Consider the following 19,588-nt stretch of genomic DNA (forward strand, 5'->3'; position numbering starts at 1 on the left):
TCGATGGGGCTTTTTGTTTTGATACAGCCTTTTAGGCAAACGCCACAAATTTAACGATATTAAAATTAACGGCGAATAAATTCAAAACTGCCGTTTGGAGCCAGCCGCATGATGGTTGATGGGGCTTTTTTCTCCATGCTATGCTGGTCTATATCTACCACGTAATCAACCCCATCGATGATGTTCGGACTAATCTTGCCGAAGTACTCCGGCGATGGTTGCCCGCTGATATTGGCCGATGTAGATACGATGGGTTTACGTAGCCGCTGTATCAGTTGCTGGCAAAAAGGGTGATTGGTTACGCGTATGCCCACGCTGCCATCTTCGGCAATGAGCGCTGGCGAAAGGTTTTTGGCACCGGGCATTACCAGGGTAAGCGGGTTCTCGGCAAATTCTATCAATTGGTAGGCAATCTCGGGTACTTCGCTAATATAGCTTTGCAGCTTGTTATCGGTATCCACTAAAATAATCATGCTTTTGCTTTCTTCACGCTGTTTTAGGGCGAAGATTTTTTTTACAGCCTCGGTGTTGGTAGCGTCGCAGCCTATGCCCCAGATGGTATCGGTAGGATAAAGGATGATGCCGCCTTCCTGCAGCACTTGTAATGCCTTGTTTACTTCGTCCTTAAGCATCGGCTTGTAATGTTTGGTATATATTCATCATTTGCGCAGCTAAGGTACGGTCTTGAAAGCGTTGTGCATAATGGAGGCCTTCGCTTATCATCAACCGGCGCAATTCTTCGTGCAATAATATCTCGTCGATCTGCTTCGCCAGCCCTCTTTCATCATCAGGACTGATGTAGCGGCTATGCTCACCCCCCGCCTCCTCTAAACAGGAACCTGTTGCCGCAATTACGGGTGTGCCTGAAACCAGTGCCTCTAAAACCGGTATGCCGAAGCCCTCATACCTGGAAGGATAAACAAACAGAGACGCAGATTGATAAACAGCAGGCAAATCGTCAAAGCTTACATCATGCTTAAAAAGCAAACTGTCGTTTAGATTATTGGTAGATAAAAATGCCTTTACCTCATCCAGGTACGGGGTTGCCTTACCTACCACTACTACCGGGATATGGGTTTTTACGTGGCAAAGGGATTTTGCCAGCAACATTAGGTTTTTGCGCTCTTCAATCGTACCAACGTTCAGGATGAATTCATCAGGCAGGTTGTATTTCTGCTTCACAAGGTTCATTTGTGCTTCAGATTGCTTTATGCTGAACTCCGGCGCACAGCCCTGGTAAATCACTTCTATTTTTTTAGAGTCGATATGCAGCAGTTCTACCAAATCCTGTTTTGTGCGCTCACTGATGGCGATAACCCTATCAGCGGTTTTGCAGGCGTGTTTGGTTTTGGCGGTATAAATGAAGCGATCTATCCACCCATAATATTGCGGGAAACGCAGGAAAATTAAGTCGTGGATAGTAACAACAGTTTTGATGCCCGTATTGCGGATGCCCATCGGCAGCTCATAGCTAAGGCCATGGTAAATCTCCACCCCATCCTTTTGCACATCGCTCACTACGCCTTTGCTGCGCCATAACGCGGTAAGGTATTTGCCCGCAGGGGTAATGATTTGGATATTGGAGAAGCTATCGAAAAAGTTACGCCACTTATTGGGTTTAAGTTTTGGCGTGTAAAGCAGATAGGTGTTATCCGGATAATGCTTTGCAGTGGTTTTGATGAGCCAGCGGCTAAAATTGCCCAAGCCGGTATTATTTAAAAAAGCACGTTTGGCATCGTATCCTATCTTCATGGTTTTGGTTGATTTGGTGAGTGGTTGATTAAGTGAGTGGTTTAAAATTTGATTAGAACCATTCACTTAATCCAACTCAATCAACTTATCAGTTGACTAGGTGAGTAGTTGAAAAAGTGAATGCTTGAGTTTAACAGCAACCATTCACTTAATCAACCCAATCAACCATTCACTTATACCGCTACATTATTCTCCCGCAAAGCATCATTTAACGATGTTTTCTTGTCGGTAGATTCTTTGCGGGTGCCGATGATCAGCGCGCAAGGCACCTGGTACTCACCGGCAGGGAATTTTTTTGCATAAGAGCCTGGTATAACCACCGAGCGGGCAGGCACACGGCCTTTATATTCAATCGGCTCGCGGCCGGTAACGTCGATAATTTTTGTAGATGCGGTTAAAACTACATTGGCGCCTAAAACAGCTTCATGTTCTACGTGTACACCTTCTACAACAATAGCGCGCGAACCCAGGAAACAGTTGTCCTCGATGATAACAGGAGAGGCCTGTACCGGCTCCAGCACGCCGCCAATGCCTACGCCACCGCTAAGATGTACATGCTTGCCAATTTGCGCGCATGAACCTACGGTTGCCCAGGTATCAACCATAGTGCCTTCATCAACATACGCGCCAATGTTTACGTACGATGGCATCATGATAACGCCTTTGGCCAGGTAAGCGCCATAACGGGCAATACCATGCGGTACTACGCGCACGCCAAGTTCTTTATAGTTGGTTTTCAGGGCCATTTTGTCGTAGAAAACGAAAGGGCCTGTCTTGATTTCCTTCATTTCGCGGGTAGGGAAGTATAGGATAACGGCTTTCTTTATCCAGTCGTTAGTATGCCAGCGGGAGCCAATGAGTTCGGCAACCCTAATCTCGCCTTTATCCAGGCGCTCGATAACGGTTTCAATGGCATTGGTATATTCGCTGTAATTCAGCAGGTTCCTGTCTTCCCAGGCATCCTCAATCAGTTTTTTAAGATCGATCATTTAAGTACGAAATAAATTTTGCCAAATTAAAGGATTTTTGGGGAGATTTGTTTAGAATGAAAGTAAACTCTTAAATCCTTTTTATGAACTATTATTTAGGAGGATATTATTTATTAGATCTGAAGGCCGCTAATTTTGGTTCTTTCAACGGACAGTATATCCATACGGCAAGCACATGCATTAATGATAGCATGCTAGATGGTTGGTCTTATTCTTGGGCGGGAGGTAATAATAAGGCGGATATAACAAAAATTATGTCGACCTATAATATCTCTGCAGAAACGATAAGCGAACTTCAGGTATGGGTAGATAAGAATTTAGAAGCAGGAAAGATTGGGTGGCCAAATTTGTTTTCCGATAGGGAAACATTAGAAACGTACCAAAACAAATTCTTCTTCGGGCACGATGATTTAAAAATCGTGCCTGTTTATTTTAACGAGATAGAAACAGTTGAACTTATAGATAATTTTACTCCTCAAAACGGGATAAGCGGAATTGGGCTTTACACAAATCTTTTAAATAGAATACCCGAAAACAGTGAACAAGACGAAGAACTGATCGGCTACGATCTCATTGGCATAGAATGGAGTGGTGACTACCATACGTTCCATTGCCACGATCTTTTAAAAGTATTAGATGAGCAATTTAATGTTAAAGTAAATAAATTTGGGCTGCTTGAGCCGTTGGATAACTGGGAACCGTTGTTGAATTACATGAATGATGAGGAAAATGGCTTTGAACCGGTGCCGTGGTTTGTTGTTAAAATGAAAATTGTAAAATAAATGCCTGAAAAACTAAGAATAGATAAATACCTGTGGGCCATCCGCATGTTTAAAACACTTACGCTGGTCGCTTAGAGCTGTTAGCATTGACACAACCCGTTTATCATCATCAAACATGAAATTATACTTTTTAATCATATTTACCTGCCTAACATACTTTGCCCAGGCGCAAAAGGATGACGACATTTGGAAAACCTGGAATAAGAATTATCCCAAAGAAGATATCCCGACCATGCTAAAAAAGGAGCGGGAATACGCTATAAGCGTAGAAAAGAACCCCAACGAAGCGCCTGACTACCTGCGGAGGGCGAGCTACCGTTTTAAAGCATCTTTTTTGGGTAAAGCAAAGCCGGTTGATGCCGAAACAATTGAGTCGATGCAGTGGGTTTTGAAGTTTACAGGGCGCGACCCAAGCGTAATCATAGGCCTTATTGATTCGGTAGTATTAATGAAAGTTGGTGCAGAAGAAATATGGATGCCTATACAGCGACAATTGCTGCCGCAATTGCGCGAAGAGGTTTTGATTGGGGAAGAGGTAACCCTGTATTGTTTATTTTTAAATCATCATACCAATAAAAACAAGCTGTTCAACAACTTCCTCATTTCGGAGTTTATTCCAGAGAAAGACGAATACTAGTACTTAGCAAATCATTATGCCCGAAAAAGAAAAACTAAGAATAGATAAATACCTGTGGGCCATCCGCATGTTTAAAACACGCACGCTGGCCTCAGATGCCTGCAAGGCGGGCCGCGTAAAGCTGAACGGTACAAACATCAAACCATCGCACGAGGTAAAGACGGGCGAAACCTACCAGATATCCAAAGGACCCGACCGTAAAGTGATTTTAGTAGCGGGCTTGTTGGAGAACCGCGTGGATGCCAAAAAAGCCGTGGATTACTACCAGGATATTACCCCTATAGAACAAACCACTACCTTTAAATCGATGTTCCATGCCCCGGTACTTAAACGCGACCGTGGTACCGGCCGCCCCACCAAACGCGACCGCCGCGAAACCGACGACCTGAAGGATAATTTCTTCGAGAAGCCGGAGGAAGAGAAAGAAGGATAAGTACTACCACGTTGTCATGGATGTGGGAGGGAAGTGCGTAAATGCAATCGCACGCTACAAGGAGTGCTTGCCAGGAGGCACCTACGGAGCCATCCGTTCTGATTTTTGTGCTATAAACAGGCGGCTCCGCCGGAGTCATAGGTTCATCGTCGCAAAAGTTCCAGCGGAACTTCCTGTTTATAGCATAAAAGAGTACGTTTTAATGGCTCCAGCGGAGCCCCCTGTTTTTAAAAGCGATTTCCCTGTCCCATTCTATACTAAATTTAATTGCAGCAATCATTATTTGTTATATTTGAGGTTTGCCTTGGCTCAAATAAATCAAATCCTACAAATGCCTCGCCTGGTATCGCCTCGCCGCAAAGCTGATGAGCAACAAGGCCAAAATAATGGCTGAAAGAACACCGGTGAAAACCAGGTTATGGTGTTGTGGCAGGCTGCCCGGATAGTCGGCAAAGGGCATGCGATTCAAAAGGGTATAGGTGAGCAGGAAAAAGATAACCTCGAACATTTTTTTGCCGCCACTTAAAATGCCCATACATACCGCCAACGAAACCATAAATAAGGCCCCGATGATGAGGTTGATGATGGATAAGCCATCTATCACGATGGCGTATCGCAGCACCAGGGGCAGCGCCAGTGCCATAGCTAACAAGAAACCTGCTATAATTTGGGCAGGTAACATCCTTTGTAAGGGCTTGTAAGAAGCGTAAGTGAAATAATGAAGCCGATTAGTCTTTTCCTTCGTCACCAATTCCGATAAGCGCGTTACCTGTAAAAACCACAAAGCCGGGAGCAAATACAAGGATGCTATAGGTAAAGGCGCAAAAAGCATGCTTATGCTTAGGCCGATACTAGGCAACCACCACCATTTATTCCCCTGCCTTACGATCAATAACAACTCGGTTTTGATAAAGGGAATTATGCTATAATTAAAAGCAACCGGTGGCAACTCAGCACTGCTTATGCCAGCCGGAATAACGGCGAATCCTTCATCATGTGGCATTACCACTGGCTGCTTTTTCTTTTTACCAGCTGCTTTCTTAAAATCGAACCGGTGAAAAAAGAAGGAGGAAAGGTAAACTAATGCAACGGCAAAACTCATCCACAGCAAGCGGCTAAAAATAAACAGAGCTGTCCAGCTGATGCCGTTCCAGGTGATTAACTGAAAGGGCTTGCGCTTGCTAAATATAAACCCGAATGATACCTGGTCTATATGTTGATGGAACCGGGTGTTTATCTCGTTTTTAATACTGCCGGTAACCAGGCTTACACCAAAAGGATCGAAAAAGCCGCTGGGCGGTGCGGTGCTTTTGGTATTAAGGGAAGAAAGCACAATCCCGCAAAGGAAGAAGTAGATGATAAATTGCAGCATGCTACGCTTCCCTAAAAATACTTCGGCCACTACCGCTAATGCAGCTACCAGGAACATGGCAGGTAATACAAAAAGCAAATAAGGTAATATAAAGTGAGCCAGAACAAGCGGATACCCGGCCCCGCGCAAGAAGAACATGAGCACACTTACCGCAAACGTACAAACGGCAATGGTACAAAGCACAGCGAAGTTGCTCAGTTGTTTGGCCAGCAGGTAGCTAAAATTAGCAATAGGCGTGGCTGCAATAATTAAACCCACCTCGGTATCTATGTCTCTTTTTATGCTGTTATTTACCAGCAGGAAGCCGGAAAAAGATAGCATTACCGCAGTCATGGTGGCTGAAATATAACCAACCCATGCGGAGTTATAAACACTTTTGAAGCCGGTAGCGCTTAACGTGGTGTACGAAGCGCTTACAGGTGGCACAAACAGGTAGGCCACATAAATGGTAATAGCCAGTGTAATTAAAAAGGCATAGCTGCGGGTACGCTGCAGGTAATCGGCTTTTACAATGCTGTAAATGTATTGCATCGGCTTAAGCGTTATGTTGCGTTAATAATAAATAGGCATCTTCTAAGCCTGCATCCACAGGTCTGGATGCAGCAACGTTAGCCGTGTCGGTGCTGATGTATCGTACACGGGTACGGTCCTTTTGGCGGCTGGTATCAATTACCTTGTAACAGGTTTTAAATGCGGCTACATCGCTACTCTCTAAAAGCACTTCAAATATCCGTCCCCTGGCCTGTTCAATAATATCGTGCTGGTAACCTTTGGTAATGAGTTTGCCGCTTTGCATAATGGCTACTTCATCGGCAATGGTTTCAATGTCTGATACGATGTGCGATGAAAGAATAATGATACAGTCATCAGCCATCTCGCTAATGAGTTGCCTGAATCTAACCCGCTCCTCCGGGTCGAGGCCTACGGTGGGCTCGTCAAATATGAGCACCTTAGGGTCGTTAAGGAGGGCCTGCGCAATGCCAACGCGCTGTTTCATGCCGCCGGAGTAAGTGCCGATAGGCTTTTTGGCATCGGCTGTCAGGTTAACACCTTCCAGCAGCATATCAATGCGCCGGCGCAAATCCTTGCCGCCCACGCCTTTCATAGCTGCAATGTATTCCAAAAATTCATAGGCATTTAAATTGGGGTAAACGCCAAAATCCTGAGGCAGGTAGCCCAATACTTTCCGGATGAAGTTGGGGTTGCTTACAATATCTACCCCATCTAAAAATATAGTGCCGCGGGTAGGCTGACTAATGGTGGCAATGATCTTCATCAAGGTTGATTTGCCGGCGCCATTAGGGCCAAGTAAGCCTAATATACCTTTATCAATAGTGATGGAATAATCTGATAACCCCGTTTTAGTAGCGTTATATTGCTTGGTAAGCCCCTTAATTTCTAATGCCATATTTTAAAAATGAATGCTGCTATGACTTAAGGTTGCATTGGCATGTTACAGGAAGCGGAAAATAAAGGCAACGATAAGCTGAACTATTTATCATTCGCCAAATTTCAATCTATTCAACCACTCAAAGCTTAAACTACTCACTACTCACCACTCAACTACTCACCACTCAACTACTCACTACTTACCATTCACCATTTTATCCTTATTTTCGCTTTTTATAACCGTCCCGCGTACTAAATGCGCCTGGATGCGTTAAATCACCTACATGAAAGAAAGCTACCCGGGCGAGGAACATCAAATTGCCGTAATAGGCCTAGGTTACGTGGGCTTACCGTTGGCCATAGAATTCGCCAAGAAATACAACGTACTGGGTTTCGATATCGACCAACAGCGCATCCTCGAGCTCAGCCTCGGCACCGACCGCACCCACGAAGCCAACATCGACGACCTGCAACAGGTATTAAAGCATTCTGCCGGTTCCGGCTTAAAATTCTCCTCGGATATTGAAGAGCTGCGCAGTTGTAATACGTATATCGTAACTGTGCCAACACCTATCGATCAGTTTAAAGCACCCGATTTGGGTCCGCTATTAAATGCTTCCGAAATGCTCGGGAAAATTCTGAAGAACGGCGATTTAGTCATATACGAATCTACCGTTTACCCCGGCTGTACCGAGGAGGACTGCGTACCGGTATTGGAACAAGCATCGGGTCTGAAGTTCAATGAAGGTTTCTTCGTGGGCTACTCTCCCGAACGCATCAACCCCGGCGACAGGGTAAATACGCTGGCCAAAATCAGGAAAGTAACCAGCGGCTCCACGCCGGAAGTTGCCGATAGGGTAGATGCCCTTTACGCCTCTATCATTACCGCCGGCACGCACAAAGCACCCAGCATCAAAGTAGCCGAAGCCTCAAAAGCCATTGAGAACGCCCAGCGCGATGTAAATATCTCCTTTGTGAATGAACTGGCACTGATATTCGACCGTATGGGCATCGATACCAACGATGTGCTGGATGCCGCAGGCACCAAATGGAATTTTTTGAAGTATAAGCCAGGTCTGGTTGGCGGGCACTGTATAGGGGTAGACCCATACTATCTGGCTCACAAGGCCGAAGCGCTGGGCTACCAGCCGCAGGTTATACTCTCCGGTCGCAGGGTTAACGATGAGATGGGCAGCTTCGTAGCCGGTAAGGTAATCAAGCTATTAGTGGCTAAAGGGCACGATATAGGCAGCGCCAACGCGCTGGTGCTGGGTATCACTTTTAAAGAAAACTGCGCTGATGTGCGTAATAGCAAGGTGGTTGATATTTATACCGAACTGAAAGCCTTCGGCTTGAACGTAGACGTGTACGACCCATGGGCCGATGCGGAGAAAGTACAGCAGGTCTATCAGATAGGGTTGAAAGAAAGCATTGATCAAAAATACGATGCCGTAATTTTGGCGGTGGCCCACCAGGAATTTTTGTTGTTGGATTATAAGAACATTACTGTTAGCAATGCCAGCGTTATCTACGATACCAAAGCTGTTTTGCCGCGCGGTATAGTGGATGCGCGGTTGTAAAGGTGTTTCACTTTTGCGCCAAAAAGTGTTTTACTTATTTTTGCGATATTTCCTTAAGTGTTTAAATATGAGTTTTTTATGTATTTTATCTAAATAGATTGTGTTGTTTCACCATGGTTTTTAACTATCTGATTATCAGGTTTAATCAAGAGCAATGTGTTTCGGGTGTCTCACTCTCGCGATGCGAAACACCTACAGAAAAATTTCGTTTGACATACAACAACTTTCGCGCTTTGGTTGCCGATGCATGCAAATGTTGTTGTTTGTTTTTTTAAGTACCTTTGCCTGCCAAAATATACCCGCGCTTTTTGCTAATGAAGAGTATAGCCCAAAAAGTATTTGATATCGAAATCGAATCGTTGCAGCATGTAGCAGCTATGATAGACGAGCAGTTTTCGCAGGCGGTACAAGCCATTCTGCAAAGTAAAGGCAAACTGGTAGTTTGCGGCATGGGCAAAAGCGGGCATATCGGCAAAAAGATATCCGCTACGCTTACCAGTACCGGCACGCCAAGCTTTTTTATGCATCCGGCCGAAGCTTTCCATGGCGATTTAGGCATGGTAGGCGAACATGATATTATCCTCGTCCTGTCCTACTCCGGCGAAACCGAAGAAGTACTGAAGTTAGTGCCCTTCTTAAAATGGCATAAGAATCAATCCATAGCCATTACCGGCAACCCCAATTCAACTCTGGCAAAAAACGCTACTTACCACTTAAATGTGGGCATTAAGCAAGAGGCATGTCCGCTGGAACTGGCACCCACATCATCAACCACAGCGACACTCGTAATGGGTGATGCATTGGCCGTTGCATTGATGACCGCAAGGGATTTCAGTCCCGATGATTTTGCAAGGTTCCATCCGGGCGGAAGGCTTGGTCGCAAGCTTTTGGTAAGAGTGAAGGACCTGATGCGTACCGATGCATTGCCGTTTTTGGAGCCTGATGCTACGTTTACGCAACTTATCATTCGCATGTCTGAAGGGAAACTGGGTATGGTAATCGTAGGCAATGCAGATAAAGTGCAGGGCGTGATTACCGATGGCGACCTGCGCCGCAGCTTGCTGAAGTATTCGGATATAAATCAATTGCCTGTGTCGGATATCATGAACCCAAACCCTATTACTGTGGTGGCGGATACGCTGGTTTACGATGCTGAGGCCATTATGCTGGAGCGGAAGATCACTACACTGCTGGTGCAGGACGAAGGAAAAGTAACAGGCGTTTACCAGATATTCAACCAGGCCTAAGGCGATATGAAAGCAATAATTGTAATCCCCGCCCGCCTGAAATCGACCCGCCTGCCTAATAAAGTATTGCTGGATTTAGGCGGCAAACCCGTGATACAACGCGTGTACGAGGCCTGCATAAAGGCAAAATTACACCAGGAAGTTTGGATAGCCGCCGATAGCGAAGTAGTGTTTAACCTGTGCAAACAGTTTACCCCAAACGTAATCATGACCAAAGAGGAGCACCCCAGCGGCACCGACCGTATTGCCGAGGTGGTGCAACGCATCCCCTGCGATATCGTGGTGAATGTACAGGGAGATGAGCCTTTCTTCGATGCAGACATTATCGACCGGTTGATAACCGCCTTGCAGCAAAGCGATGCCCAAATGGCCAGCGTTTGCGCCCCGGTGGAAACGTTGGACGAACTGCATAACCCCAACCTGGTAAAAGTAGTGACCGATGTGAACGGCTACGCGCTGTATTTTTCAAGATTCAGAATACCCTACTCGCGCGATAAGGTTTTAGAAGAAGCCGACGCTACGCTATATAAAAAACATATGGGTGTGTATGCTTACCGGGCGGGATTCCTGGCCAAGTTTATCCAATTGCCGGTTTCCTTTTTAGAAGGCTCGGAAAAGCTGGAGCAACTGCGCGCGCTGGAAAATGGTTTTAAAATTAAAATGATAGAAGTTGCAGGTTTTGAAAAAGGGATAGATACCCCCGAGGACCTGGAGCTTGCACGTAAAAAAATAGAAAACAATGGCATTATATAAAGACATTACCGAGAAGCCCTTTTTTATTGTTGGTCCCTGCGTTATGGAAAACCAGGAGTTGCTTTACACCGTTGCCGATAAGGTTGCAGATTTAAAATCGAAATACCCAATTACCGTGGTATTTAAATCCTCATTCGATAAAGCAAACCGCACCAGCATCAGCGCTTATCGCGGCCCGGGTATCGAAAAAGGCCTGGAGATGTTGAACAATGTGAAAGAAAAATTCGGGCTTGAAGTTACTACCGATATCCACGAACCTTACCAGGCAGCCATAGCGGCCCAGGTGGTGGATATATTGCAGATACCGGCATTCCTTTGCCGCCAAACCGATTTGCTGGTAGCCGCCGCGCAAACAGGCAAGGTGGTAAACGTAAAGAAAGCCCAGTTTTTATCGGGTCAGGATATGTTTTACCCGGCGCAGAAAGTGAAAGAGGCGGGCAATGAGCAGATCATCCTCACCGAACGTGGCAACTCGTTCGGCTATAATAATCTGGTGGTAGATTTCCGCAATATTGCCGATATGATGGCCTTTGGATACCCCGTATGTATGGACTGCACCCACTCGGTACAACGCCCCGGCGGCGCGGGCGGCAAAACAGGTGGAGACCGCAAATTTGTGCCCAACATGGCTCGTGCGGCCCGTGCTTTCGGCGCAAGTGGTTACTTCATAGAAACTCACCCCGATCCGGATCACGCCCTTAGCGATGGCCCGAACATGCTGTATTTAACGGATTTGGAAGAGTTGGTGAAGTCGCTGATAAGCTGATAGATGTGCAGATGTGCATATTTCAAATGTGCAGATGAACTGCACTGAACTCACCTCATCGTCGTTGCGAGCGATCGCGTGGCAACCATCGGTTAGGAGAACCACATTGCAGGTCGGCTCGGCTTGCCGACGATTGCCGCGTCGGCCTAATCCCAGCACTGGTCGTTCCTTGATGACTTTGAAGAAGAAATGTCCTAATACTCCATCTTTCCTTCCAAACCATCCCAAAGCTTAAAGGCGCCCTGTGCTTCATTGCGCATCAACTGCACAAAGGGCAGCTTGCGCTTATCCATCGGCAGTTCCAGTTCATCGTAAATAAAATGGTCGTCGAAGCCTATGCCTGCGGCATCTGCCTTGGTATTGGCGTAATATATTTTGCTGATGCGCGCCCAGTAGATGGCCCCCAGGCACATGGGGCAGGGCTCGCAACTGGTATATATTTCGCAACCTTCTAAATTAAACGTGCCCAATTCCTGGCAGGCTAATCTTATGGCCGATACTTCGGCGTGGGCGGTAGGGTCGTTAGTGGGCACTACCTTATTGGCACTGCGTGCTATCACCATGCCATCCTTTACCACAACAGCACCAAAAGGGCCGCCCAGTCCCTGCTTTACGTTGTGTTCAGACAGGTCGATAGCCATCTGCATAAACTCCTCGTGTTTCATCATGTTACGTTTTCTATAAACCACAAAACCCCAACCAATGGCCGGGGTTCTGTTTTGATATGATTTGTTTCATTTTCATCTGCACATTAGCACATCTGAAATTTGCACATCTTATTTTTTGTCTTTAGCGTAAGCGTCGTTCAGCCTTTTGATAACGTCTTTGGTTACATCAAGGCTTGCATCGCCGTATAGCATGGTTGTGTTGCCCTTCTGGAAGGTGAGTACCATTTTATAACCCTTTTCTTTTGCGTATTTCTTGGTAAATTCAACAAGATTTTCGTAAAGTTTATTGGTTTCGGTCAGTTGTTCCTGTTGTACCTGAGCACCTGCATTTTGCTGGAATTGCTGAAATTCCTGTCCTTTTTGCTGTAAACGTTGCTCAATGGCAGCACGCTTATCAGCAGGTATGGTTGCTCCATTTTTTTGATAATCGGCATATTGACGCTGTATAGCTTGTTTACGCAATTCAACTTCGTTATTGGCCGCTTTGCCTTTTTCTTCAAGACGCTTGTTCATGTCTTTGATGTAGTCGTACTGACTAACGAGCGAATCCTGGTTGATGTAAACAATTTCGGGGGTTCCGGTCACTGTAGAAGCGGGGGCAGCGGCGGGTTTATCAGCGGTTTTGTTTTGGTTGCAAGCAGCTAAACCTGCGGCAATGGCAATAACTAAAACTGATTTCGTAACAATAGAAGCCTTGATTTTCATTCTGTTTATCTAAAAAAAATTTTGACAAAGATAAACTTTCGCAACAAGTTTCCTAATGCCTGATATGCAAATGTGTATAAGGGTAAATGTGCAGATTTGCAGCTTTTAAAAGTGCATAATACAGATGTGGCGATTTCGTTGAGTGATGCCTATGAACAGCTCAGGTAAACGGTAGTGATGTGCAGGTAAAGAGGGTGATATGTTGAAAAAAACACATTGCCGACGCGTTTTTGGAGACCAGTAATAGTGTATATGTGCTGCAAAAAACGTATTTTTGCTTGTTAAAACTCCACCCGGAGCGGTTATTGTTTTAGATAAATTATGAGCGAAGAAAAAGAGGATAAATCGAATTATTCAGCAGATAATATACAGGTTTTAGAGGGTTTAGAGGCCGTACGTAAAAGGCCTTCGATGTACATAGGCGATACAGGCGTTAAGGGGCTTCACCACCTGGTTTACGAGGTGGTTGATAACTCCATAGATGAGGCGCTCGCCGGTTATTGCGATACTATCGACGTTACTATACACAAAGGCAATTCTATTACAGTTGTTGATAATGGTCGTGGTATCCCAACGGGTATTAACACCAAGGAGCAAAAATCGGCACTGGAAATTGTAATGACCGTGCTGCATGCCGGCGGTAAATTCGATAAGGATACCTACAAGGTTTCGGGCGGCTTGCACGGTGTGGGCGTAAGTTGCGTTAACGCATTATCGGTACACGTGAAAACGGTTGTATATCGCGAAGGAAAGATATTTACACAAGAGTACGAACGTGGTAAGCCGCTGTTCCCGGTTAAGGAAATCGGCGTATCTGATAGAACGGGTACCACCCAGACGTTCCAACCAGATGCAGAGATATTCACGCTGACCACTGAGTATAAATTCGACACTTTGGCTACCCGCTTACGCGAGTTGGCTTTCTTAAATAAGGGCATCCGCTTAAGCCTTACAGACGAACGTGAAACCAACGACGATGGGTCTTTTGTAAAAGAGGAGTTTTTCTCTGAAGGTGGCTTAAAGGAATTTGTTAAATACCTGGATGGTACCCGCGTAGCCATCATTCCTGAGCCTATTTACCTGGAAGGTATCAGGCAGGGCATCCCTGTTGAACTGGCTTTTCAGTATAACGATACCTATACCGAAAACGTGCACTCTTATGTAAACAACATCAATACCATTGAGGGTGGTACGCACGTCGCCGGATTCAGGATGGGGCTTACACGAACTTTGAAATCATACGCTGATAAATCGGGATTGTTGAAAAACATGAAGATCGAGATTACCGGTGATGACTTCCGCGAGGGGTTGACCGCCGTTATTTCGGTAAAAGTACAGGAGCCGCAGTTTGAAGGCCAAACCAAAACCAAGCTGGGTAACAGTGAAGTGAGTGGTGCTGTAAACGTAGCCGTAGGCGAAATTTTAGGTAATTACCTTGAGGAAAACCCAAGGGAAGCCAAGATGATCGTTCAGAAAGTTATCCTTGCTGCTACTGCCCGTGCCGCAGCCCGTAAGGCGCGCGAAATGGTGCAGCGTAAGAGTGTGATGAGTGGTTCGGGGTTACCTGGCAAGCTTTCGGATTGCGCTAACAACGATCCGGCTTTATGTGAGTTGTACCTGGTAGAGGGCGACTCGGCGGGTGGTACCGCCAAGCAGGGCCGTAACCGCGAGTTCCAGGCGATATTACCACTACGTGGTAAAATCCTGAACGTGGAGAAAGCCATGGAGCATAAGATTTACGAGAACGAAGAAATAAAAAATATGTTTACAGGCCTTGGCGTAAGCATTGGTACTCCCGAGGATGCTAAGGCCCTTAACATTGCCAAGCTGCGTTACCACAAAATAGTGGTGATGACGGATGCGGACGTGGATGGATCGCACATCACCACGTTGATATTAACCTTCTTTTTCCGTTATATGAAGGAGTTGATCGAATACGGTTACATATACATTGCATCGCCGCCGCTTTATCAGGTGAAAAAGGGCAAGGAGTTTGAATACTGCTGGACTGACGAGCAACGCGATACCGCCATACAGCGCCTTAAAGGTGCCGGTAAAGAAGATAGTGTACACGTGCAGCGTTACAAAGGTTTGGGTGAGATGAACGCCGAGCAGCTATGGGATACCACCATGAACCCTGCTAACCGCACCCTCAAGAAAGTAAGCATAGAAAACGCCGCCGAGTGCGACCATACCTTCAGCATGCTAATGGGCGATGAGGTAGCCCCGCGCCGCGAATTTATAGAACGCAACGCCAAATACGCACGTATAGACACTTAGTAGATGTGCAGATTATAAATGTGCAGATATGCAGATTGTAAATGTGCATAGGTTGTTTAGATATTCGGCCCCGCTTGAGAAGAGCGGGGCTTTTTTATGTCTGAATTTTAGGGAATTTTCAGAATACGCAGAATGAGCAATCAATCCTGTATCATTCAATAAATTCTTTAAAATTCGAGTTCAGACAACCTTGGCATCCAGGCCAACTATTTTGATTAGGTTTTCCACGCTCATATCAATGCCATCAACATGGTACGTGGCTTGTAGGTAAAAGCCTTCGCGCTTGGCTAATTTGTGTTCTATAAAGGCCACCAGCTCTTCGCCTTTTTTGCCTTGCAGTACGGGGCGGGGTGTTTTGGCATTCTCTAAACGGGACGCCAACCCGCGTGGTGACAGTTGGATATACAATGTTTGGCCGTGGCTGTTCATCCACTCCATATGGTCGAAAAAACATGGTAAGCCGCCGCCTGTAGATACGATGACGTTATCAGGGTACTCAGTAGTTTTGAGCACTTCCGATTCCAGCGTGCGGAACGCTTCCTCGCCGTGGCTGGCAAAGTATTCGGCAATACTGCAACCTACGCGACCTTCCAGCACATGGTCAAGATCTATGAAATCATAACCTAAACCCGCTGCCAGTTTTTTGCCCCAGCTGGTTTTGCCGCAGCCCATAAATCCAATTAAAAATACGCGGTTCATTGCTTGCTAAAATATTCCTTGTTTAGGGTTTCGTAGGTGGGCAGGTTGTGGTAATGCCACTTGTTGATCACTGTGCCGTTTTTCAGGAGGATAACGCCTGGATTAGCGCGTACCATGCTCTTCAGCGGTACACCATCGGCATAAAATAATTCGCTTACCAAGCTGTTTTTTTTGGCAAATGCCTCTGCGCTTTGTGGCGGGGTGGAGGTAAGCAGTATGGTGCGGGTATTGTAGTTTTGGTGAAGGTTAACCGCTAATGCACTGATGCGGCCAATGGCTTCCATGTTTGTTTCATCAAGCTTATCGGCTACTATCAGGAGACTATAAAACGGGTTGGACAGAAGTTCATTATTGTAATTGGTCCCCTGCGCATCCTGTATGTTCAAATCGCGTATCTTAGGTTCGAAGCCTTTGCTAATCAGTCTGCTTTCGGGGTTGGGTCCTATTTCCCAGTTGGTATCTTTCCAGATGGCTTCATTTTTAAGGTATTCTTTGTCGGTCATTACCTTTGTTTCGCCGGTCTTTTTGTTTTTTAGGTGATAGGTAATTTCGTAAACATCGGCTGGCGCATTTGGCGGCGTTTGCATCTCTTCCAAAATATTGGCACCTATTTTATAGGGCAGAAAATCTACTACCGGTAAAAAATTATAGGTGTACAAGCCGAACCCGAGGGAGAGTACCGTGGCTGCAACCAAAAGCTTATCGCCGGTTTTGCCGTTTACCAGGGGGCGAATGGCTTTGCGGTTGACGAAAAGTACCAGCACCAAAACCAGCAATACCATATCCTTGCTGAACGACTGCCAAGGTGTAAGCGGGATAGCATCGCCAAAGCAGCCGCAGGTTTGTACCACCTTAAAGTATGCCGAGTAAAAGGTAAGGAAACCGAAGAATACGATAAGCAATAGCAATCCCCAAACAACAGTAACGGCGCGCGTACCCACCAGTAGCGCAAAACCCAATAGCATTTCCAACGCACAGAGGATGACGGCTGCGCTAAGCGCAAAACCGTTTAATGATGTAAGGTGGAATACCTCGAAATACTCTTCCAGCTTGTACGAGAAGCCCAGCGGGTCGTTGGCCTTTATTAAGCCCGAGAAGATGAACAGCAGCCCAACGGCTATCCTGCAAAACCATATCAGTCCGTTTTTCATGCTGCCCCCAATTTTATGAGCGCAAAAACCGAGTAGTTGAGCATATCCTGGTAGTTGGCTTTAACGCCTTCAGATGCAAGCGTTTGGCCCTGGTTATCTTCGATCTGCTTTACGCGGAGTATCTTCATTAATATCAAATCGGTAAGGCTGCTAATACGCATATCGCGCCAGGCCTCGCCGTAATCGTGGTTTTTGGCAAACATCAGTTCCTCGGTTTCGGCGGCCTTCTCGTCAAACATCTTCTCTACGTGCCCGGGCGATAGTTCGTATGGCGTTTCGTCATTACTATCCAGCTGCATCATCGCAATTATGCAATAATTCACGATGCCGATGTATTCGCCGGTGATATCGTCGCCAACCTTAGATATCTTTTTTTCTTCGAGCGTGCGGATGCGCTGCGCCTTGATGAATATCTGGTCGGTAATGGAAGATGGTCGCAAAATGCGCCAGGCGGTACCATAATCGCGGGTCTTTTTCATGAAAAGGCCCTTGCATAGGGTAATAACGGCTTTATATTCGGTTGCGGTGTTGCTCAAAGCTTTGTTTTAAAGTTGGAATGTTTTAAAGTTGGAATGTTGCCAGCTCGTTGTAAGGTTTGAATGTTGTAAGGTTGAAATGTTCGAATTTTGGCCCGAACGTAGCAGCAAAGTCGCTTTAACTTTACAACTTTGCAACCTTACAACCTTCCAACAAATTCAGTGGACAAAGATACATTTTTTCAGAAAAAACTAAGCCTGAACGCCGGTGGCAAATTGATTGACTTATCTACTCCCAAAGTGATGGGCATTATCAACATCACGCCCGATTCTTTTTTTGCCGAAAGCCGGGTGAGTGATATCGCATCGGTACTGCAACAGGCCGAAAAAATGCTGAATGAGGGTGTGACTTTTCTGGATCTTGGGGCTTATTCGTCCCGACCTGGCGCCACGGATATTTCTGTCATCGAAGAAATGGAGCGGCTGTTGCCAGCGGTTGAAGCCATTGCAAAAGAATTGCCGGAGGCGATTATTTCTGTTGATACCTTCCGCGCAAGCGTAGCCGAGGCTGCCATAAAGGCGGGTGCGCATATCGTCAACGACATATCGGGCGGCAGCCTGGATGCGGATATGTTTGCCACAATGGCCCGCCTACAGGTGCCTTATATATTGATGCACATGAAAGGTACGCCCCAAAATATGGTGCAACAGGCCAAATATGATGACGTGTTTGCCGAGGTGTACGACTATTTCGTTAAAAAGGTTTATGCGCTAAAGCAGTTGGGCCTACACGATATCATCCTCGACCCCGGCTTCGGCTTTGCCAAAACAGCAGAGCAGGGTTATGAGCTAATGAGTCGCATGCAGGAATTCGAAAGGCTTCAACTGCCGGTACTGGCAGGTATCTCGCGCAAGCGGATGATATACGGGCTACTGGGTAGCACCGCCAAGGAAGCACTTAATGGCACCACTGCCTTAAATGCTATAGCTCTTACCAAAGGTGCCAACATCCTGCGTGTACACGATGTAAAGGAAGCAGTGGATGCAATAAAAATATGGGAAGCTTGTAACTGCGGGTGATTTTATTTTATCCTTTTGTAATCCGTAGCGATATTATCAGTAATATCGGTACCCAAGGTAAGCGTATCGCCGTGTAGCCTTACCTCGGTGCCGTAAGTATCGGCATCGTAATAAATCCAGTCGTAAACAATATTGCCATAAGTATAGGCATTCTTTTTTAACCTGAATCTCCCCGCTGAAGTCTGCGCACCTTTCACAAACATTCTATAAGTGCTATCGGCATTCAACTGCAGGATGTTTTTGTTACCCGCTTCATATTTTTCGTTAATACCGGCAATGCCGCCATGCCTGGCCCGTAACTCAAACGTGCCGGTATAACCGGTAGAAGTAACCGGCATATCGGCTTTTTTACAGGATGCAAATACAATGATAGCTGTTAGGGTGTATATGGAAGTCTTCATACTGATCAGTTATTATTTGTAGCTTACTTTATGATATTCATAAGATGGCCCATCCGCCGCCGAAGAGCCAATAATGATAGTATGCGGGGTTTGCGCCCAGGCATCGCTATAAGTTGGGTTAGTAAAGGTAATAAGGCCAAATTTTATCGTATCCTGCACCTGATTTATTTTGATGCTGAATTTGCCGCTTGCAGTTACTTTATTATCGAGGTACTTTACGTAAGTACTATCGCTGTTGAATTGGTACACGTTACCACTGTTGGTAACTGCCGTTGCCGGGTGCCAGCCGCCGTGCACGTAAGCCAGTTCCCATTTGCCGAACAGGCCGGGCGTAATTTGCGGGTTTTTTTCCTTTTTGCATGATGCCAGCGTAGAAAATATAGCTATCAATAGTAAAGTCTTCTTCATAAAGAATTGGTTTTATAACT

At 45.9% G+C, this 19,588-nt stretch carries 21 protein-coding genes; 9 read left to right on the forward strand and 12 right to left on the reverse strand.

Features of this window, described 5'->3' with window-relative positions; genetic code table 11:
- Positions 1 to 65 precede the first annotated feature (65 nt).
- From E2R66_RS14060 to E2R66_RS14070, 3 genes are all read right to left on the reverse strand, one after another.
- The gene (locus tag E2R66_RS14060; RefSeq protein ID WP_133231773.1) at positions 66 to 632 is read right to left on the reverse strand and encodes an L-threonylcarbamoyladenylate synthase; all 567 of its coding nucleotides are present in this window, start codon (positions 630 to 632) and stop codon (positions 66 to 68) included.
- Positions 625 to 1,752, reverse strand: a complete 1,128-nt coding sequence (locus tag E2R66_RS14065) for a glycosyltransferase family 4 protein (protein ID WP_133231775.1) — start codon at positions 1,750 to 1,752, stop codon at positions 625 to 627. The genes E2R66_RS14060 and E2R66_RS14065 overlap by 8 nt, the downstream gene beginning before the upstream one ends.
- A gap of 173 nt (positions 1,753 to 1,925) precedes the next feature.
- The gene (locus tag E2R66_RS14070; protein WP_133231777.1) at positions 1,926 to 2,741 is read right to left on the reverse strand and encodes a 2,3,4,5-tetrahydropyridine-2,6-dicarboxylate N-succinyltransferase; all 816 of its coding nucleotides are present in this window, start codon (positions 2,739 to 2,741) and stop codon (positions 1,926 to 1,928) included.
- 83 nt (positions 2,742 to 2,824) lie between these two features.
- Between E2R66_RS14070 and E2R66_RS14075 the strand changes: the two genes are divergently transcribed.
- The 3 genes from E2R66_RS14075 to E2R66_RS14090 all read left to right on the forward strand — a co-directional run bounded on the left by E2R66_RS14075 (position 2,825) and on the right by E2R66_RS14090 (position 4,593).
- The gene (locus E2R66_RS14075; protein WP_133231779.1) at positions 2,825 to 3,523 is read left to right on the forward strand and encodes a hypothetical protein; all 699 of its coding nucleotides are present in this window, start codon (positions 2,825 to 2,827) and stop codon (positions 3,521 to 3,523) included.
- Between the two features lie 115 nt (positions 3,524 to 3,638).
- Positions 3,639 to 4,160 (forward strand): hypothetical protein, encoded by a 522-nt coding sequence (locus tag E2R66_RS14085; RefSeq protein WP_133231781.1) that lies wholly within the window; start codon positions 3,639 to 3,641, stop codon positions 4,158 to 4,160.
- A 16-nt stretch (positions 4,161 to 4,176) separates the two neighbouring features.
- Positions 4,177 to 4,593: an RNA-binding S4 domain-containing protein gene (locus E2R66_RS14090; protein ID WP_133231783.1), complete on the forward strand. Its 417-nt coding sequence runs from the start codon at positions 4,177 to 4,179 to the stop codon at positions 4,591 to 4,593.
- A 325-nt stretch (positions 4,594 to 4,918) separates the two neighbouring features.
- Here E2R66_RS14090 and E2R66_RS14095 read toward each other — a convergent pair whose 3' ends face one another.
- Positions 4,919 to 6,496: a hypothetical protein gene (locus tag E2R66_RS14095; protein ID WP_133231785.1), complete on the reverse strand. Its 1,578-nt coding sequence runs from the start codon at positions 6,494 to 6,496 to the stop codon at positions 4,919 to 4,921.
- Positions 6,497 to 6,500: 4 nt separating this feature from the next.
- Positions 6,501 to 7,373 carry an ABC transporter ATP-binding protein gene (locus tag E2R66_RS14100; RefSeq protein WP_133231787.1) on the reverse strand — a complete coding sequence of 291 codons (873 nt, stop codon included), beginning with the start codon at positions 7,371 to 7,373 and terminating at the stop codon, positions 6,501 to 6,503.
- Positions 7,374 to 7,638: 265 nt separating this feature from the next.
- Here E2R66_RS14100 and E2R66_RS14105 point away from each other — a divergent pair, with 265 nt between their 5' ends.
- The 4 genes from E2R66_RS14105 to kdsA all read left to right on the forward strand — a co-directional run bounded on the left by E2R66_RS14105 (position 7,639) and on the right by kdsA (position 11,700).
- Positions 7,639 to 8,934 (forward strand): nucleotide sugar dehydrogenase, encoded by a 1,296-nt coding sequence (locus tag E2R66_RS14105; RefSeq protein ID WP_133231789.1) that lies wholly within the window; start codon positions 7,639 to 7,641, stop codon positions 8,932 to 8,934.
- Between the two features lie 314 nt (positions 8,935 to 9,248).
- Positions 9,249 to 10,181, forward strand: coding sequence for a KpsF/GutQ family sugar-phosphate isomerase (locus E2R66_RS14110; RefSeq protein ID WP_133231791.1), 933 nt, complete (start codon positions 9,249 to 9,251; stop codon positions 10,179 to 10,181).
- A 6-nt stretch (positions 10,182 to 10,187) separates the two neighbouring features.
- Entirely contained in the window at positions 10,188 to 10,934 is a 747-nt protein-coding gene (kdsB, locus tag E2R66_RS14115; RefSeq protein ID WP_133231793.1) for a 3-deoxy-manno-octulosonate cytidylyltransferase, read from the forward strand.
- Positions 10,921 to 11,700 (forward strand): 3-deoxy-8-phosphooctulonate synthase, encoded by a 780-nt coding sequence (kdsA, locus tag E2R66_RS14120; RefSeq protein WP_133231795.1) that lies wholly within the window; start codon positions 10,921 to 10,923, stop codon positions 11,698 to 11,700. The genes kdsB and kdsA overlap by 14 nt, the downstream gene beginning before the upstream one ends.
- A gap of 194 nt (positions 11,701 to 11,894) precedes the next feature.
- Here kdsA and E2R66_RS14125 read toward each other — a convergent pair whose 3' ends face one another.
- Positions 11,895 to 12,368, reverse strand: coding sequence for a nucleoside deaminase (locus E2R66_RS14125; protein WP_204985927.1), 474 nt, complete (start codon positions 12,366 to 12,368; stop codon positions 11,895 to 11,897).
- 108 nt (positions 12,369 to 12,476) lie between these two features.
- A complete protein-coding gene (locus E2R66_RS14130) occupies positions 12,477 to 13,073 on the reverse strand; it encodes an OmpH family outer membrane protein (protein WP_133231797.1) in 597 nt (198 codons plus the stop codon).
- 321 nt (positions 13,074 to 13,394) lie between these two features.
- On the opposite strand from E2R66_RS14130, the gene gyrB reads away from it, so the two are divergent.
- Complete coding sequence (gene gyrB / locus E2R66_RS14135; RefSeq protein ID WP_133231799.1) at positions 13,395 to 15,353, forward strand: DNA topoisomerase (ATP-hydrolyzing) subunit B; 1,959 nt, start codon at positions 13,395 to 13,397, stop codon at positions 15,351 to 15,353.
- 180 nt (positions 15,354 to 15,533) lie between these two features.
- Here the strand turns inward: gyrB and E2R66_RS14140 are convergent, their stop codons facing one another.
- The 3 genes from E2R66_RS14140 to E2R66_RS14150 are packed head-to-tail and all read right to left on the reverse strand — an operon-like array spanning position 15,534 to position 17,682.
- Positions 15,534 to 16,052 (reverse strand): shikimate kinase, encoded by a 519-nt coding sequence (locus E2R66_RS14140; RefSeq protein WP_133231801.1) that lies wholly within the window; start codon positions 16,050 to 16,052, stop codon positions 15,534 to 15,536.
- On the reverse strand, positions 16,049 to 17,203 hold the full coding sequence (locus tag E2R66_RS14145) for a BT_3928 family protein (RefSeq protein WP_133231803.1): 1,155 nt from the start codon (positions 17,201 to 17,203) through the stop codon (positions 16,049 to 16,051). Before E2R66_RS14145 ends, E2R66_RS14140 begins: the two co-directional genes overlap by 4 nt.
- Positions 17,200 to 17,682 carry a DUF1599 domain-containing protein gene (locus tag E2R66_RS14150; protein ID WP_133231913.1) on the reverse strand — a complete coding sequence of 161 codons (483 nt, stop codon included), beginning with the start codon at positions 17,680 to 17,682 and terminating at the stop codon, positions 17,200 to 17,202. Before E2R66_RS14150 ends, E2R66_RS14145 begins: the two co-directional genes overlap by 4 nt.
- Before the next feature lie 219 nt (positions 17,683 to 17,901).
- Here E2R66_RS14150 and folP point away from each other — a divergent pair, with 219 nt between their 5' ends.
- On the forward strand, positions 17,902 to 18,759 hold the full coding sequence (folP, locus tag E2R66_RS14155) for a dihydropteroate synthase (protein WP_240049319.1): 858 nt from the start codon (positions 17,902 to 17,904) through the stop codon (positions 18,757 to 18,759).
- A 2-nt stretch (positions 18,760 to 18,761) separates the two neighbouring features.
- On the opposite strand, the gene E2R66_RS14160 is transcribed toward folP, so the two are convergent.
- The gene (locus E2R66_RS14160) at positions 18,762 to 19,160 is read right to left on the reverse strand and encodes a hypothetical protein (RefSeq protein WP_133231805.1); all 399 of its coding nucleotides are present in this window, start codon (positions 19,158 to 19,160) and stop codon (positions 18,762 to 18,764) included.
- Positions 19,161 to 19,172: 12 nt separating this feature from the next.
- Positions 19,173 to 19,568, reverse strand: a complete 396-nt coding sequence (locus E2R66_RS14165; RefSeq protein WP_133231807.1) for a hypothetical protein — start codon at positions 19,566 to 19,568, stop codon at positions 19,173 to 19,175.
- Positions 19,569 to 19,588: the final 20 nt, after the last annotated feature.

Source organism: Mucilaginibacter psychrotolerans, from assembly GCF_004519315.1.
GTDB classification, from domain to species: domain Bacteria; phylum Bacteroidota; class Bacteroidia; order Sphingobacteriales; family Sphingobacteriaceae; genus Mucilaginibacter; species Mucilaginibacter psychrotolerans.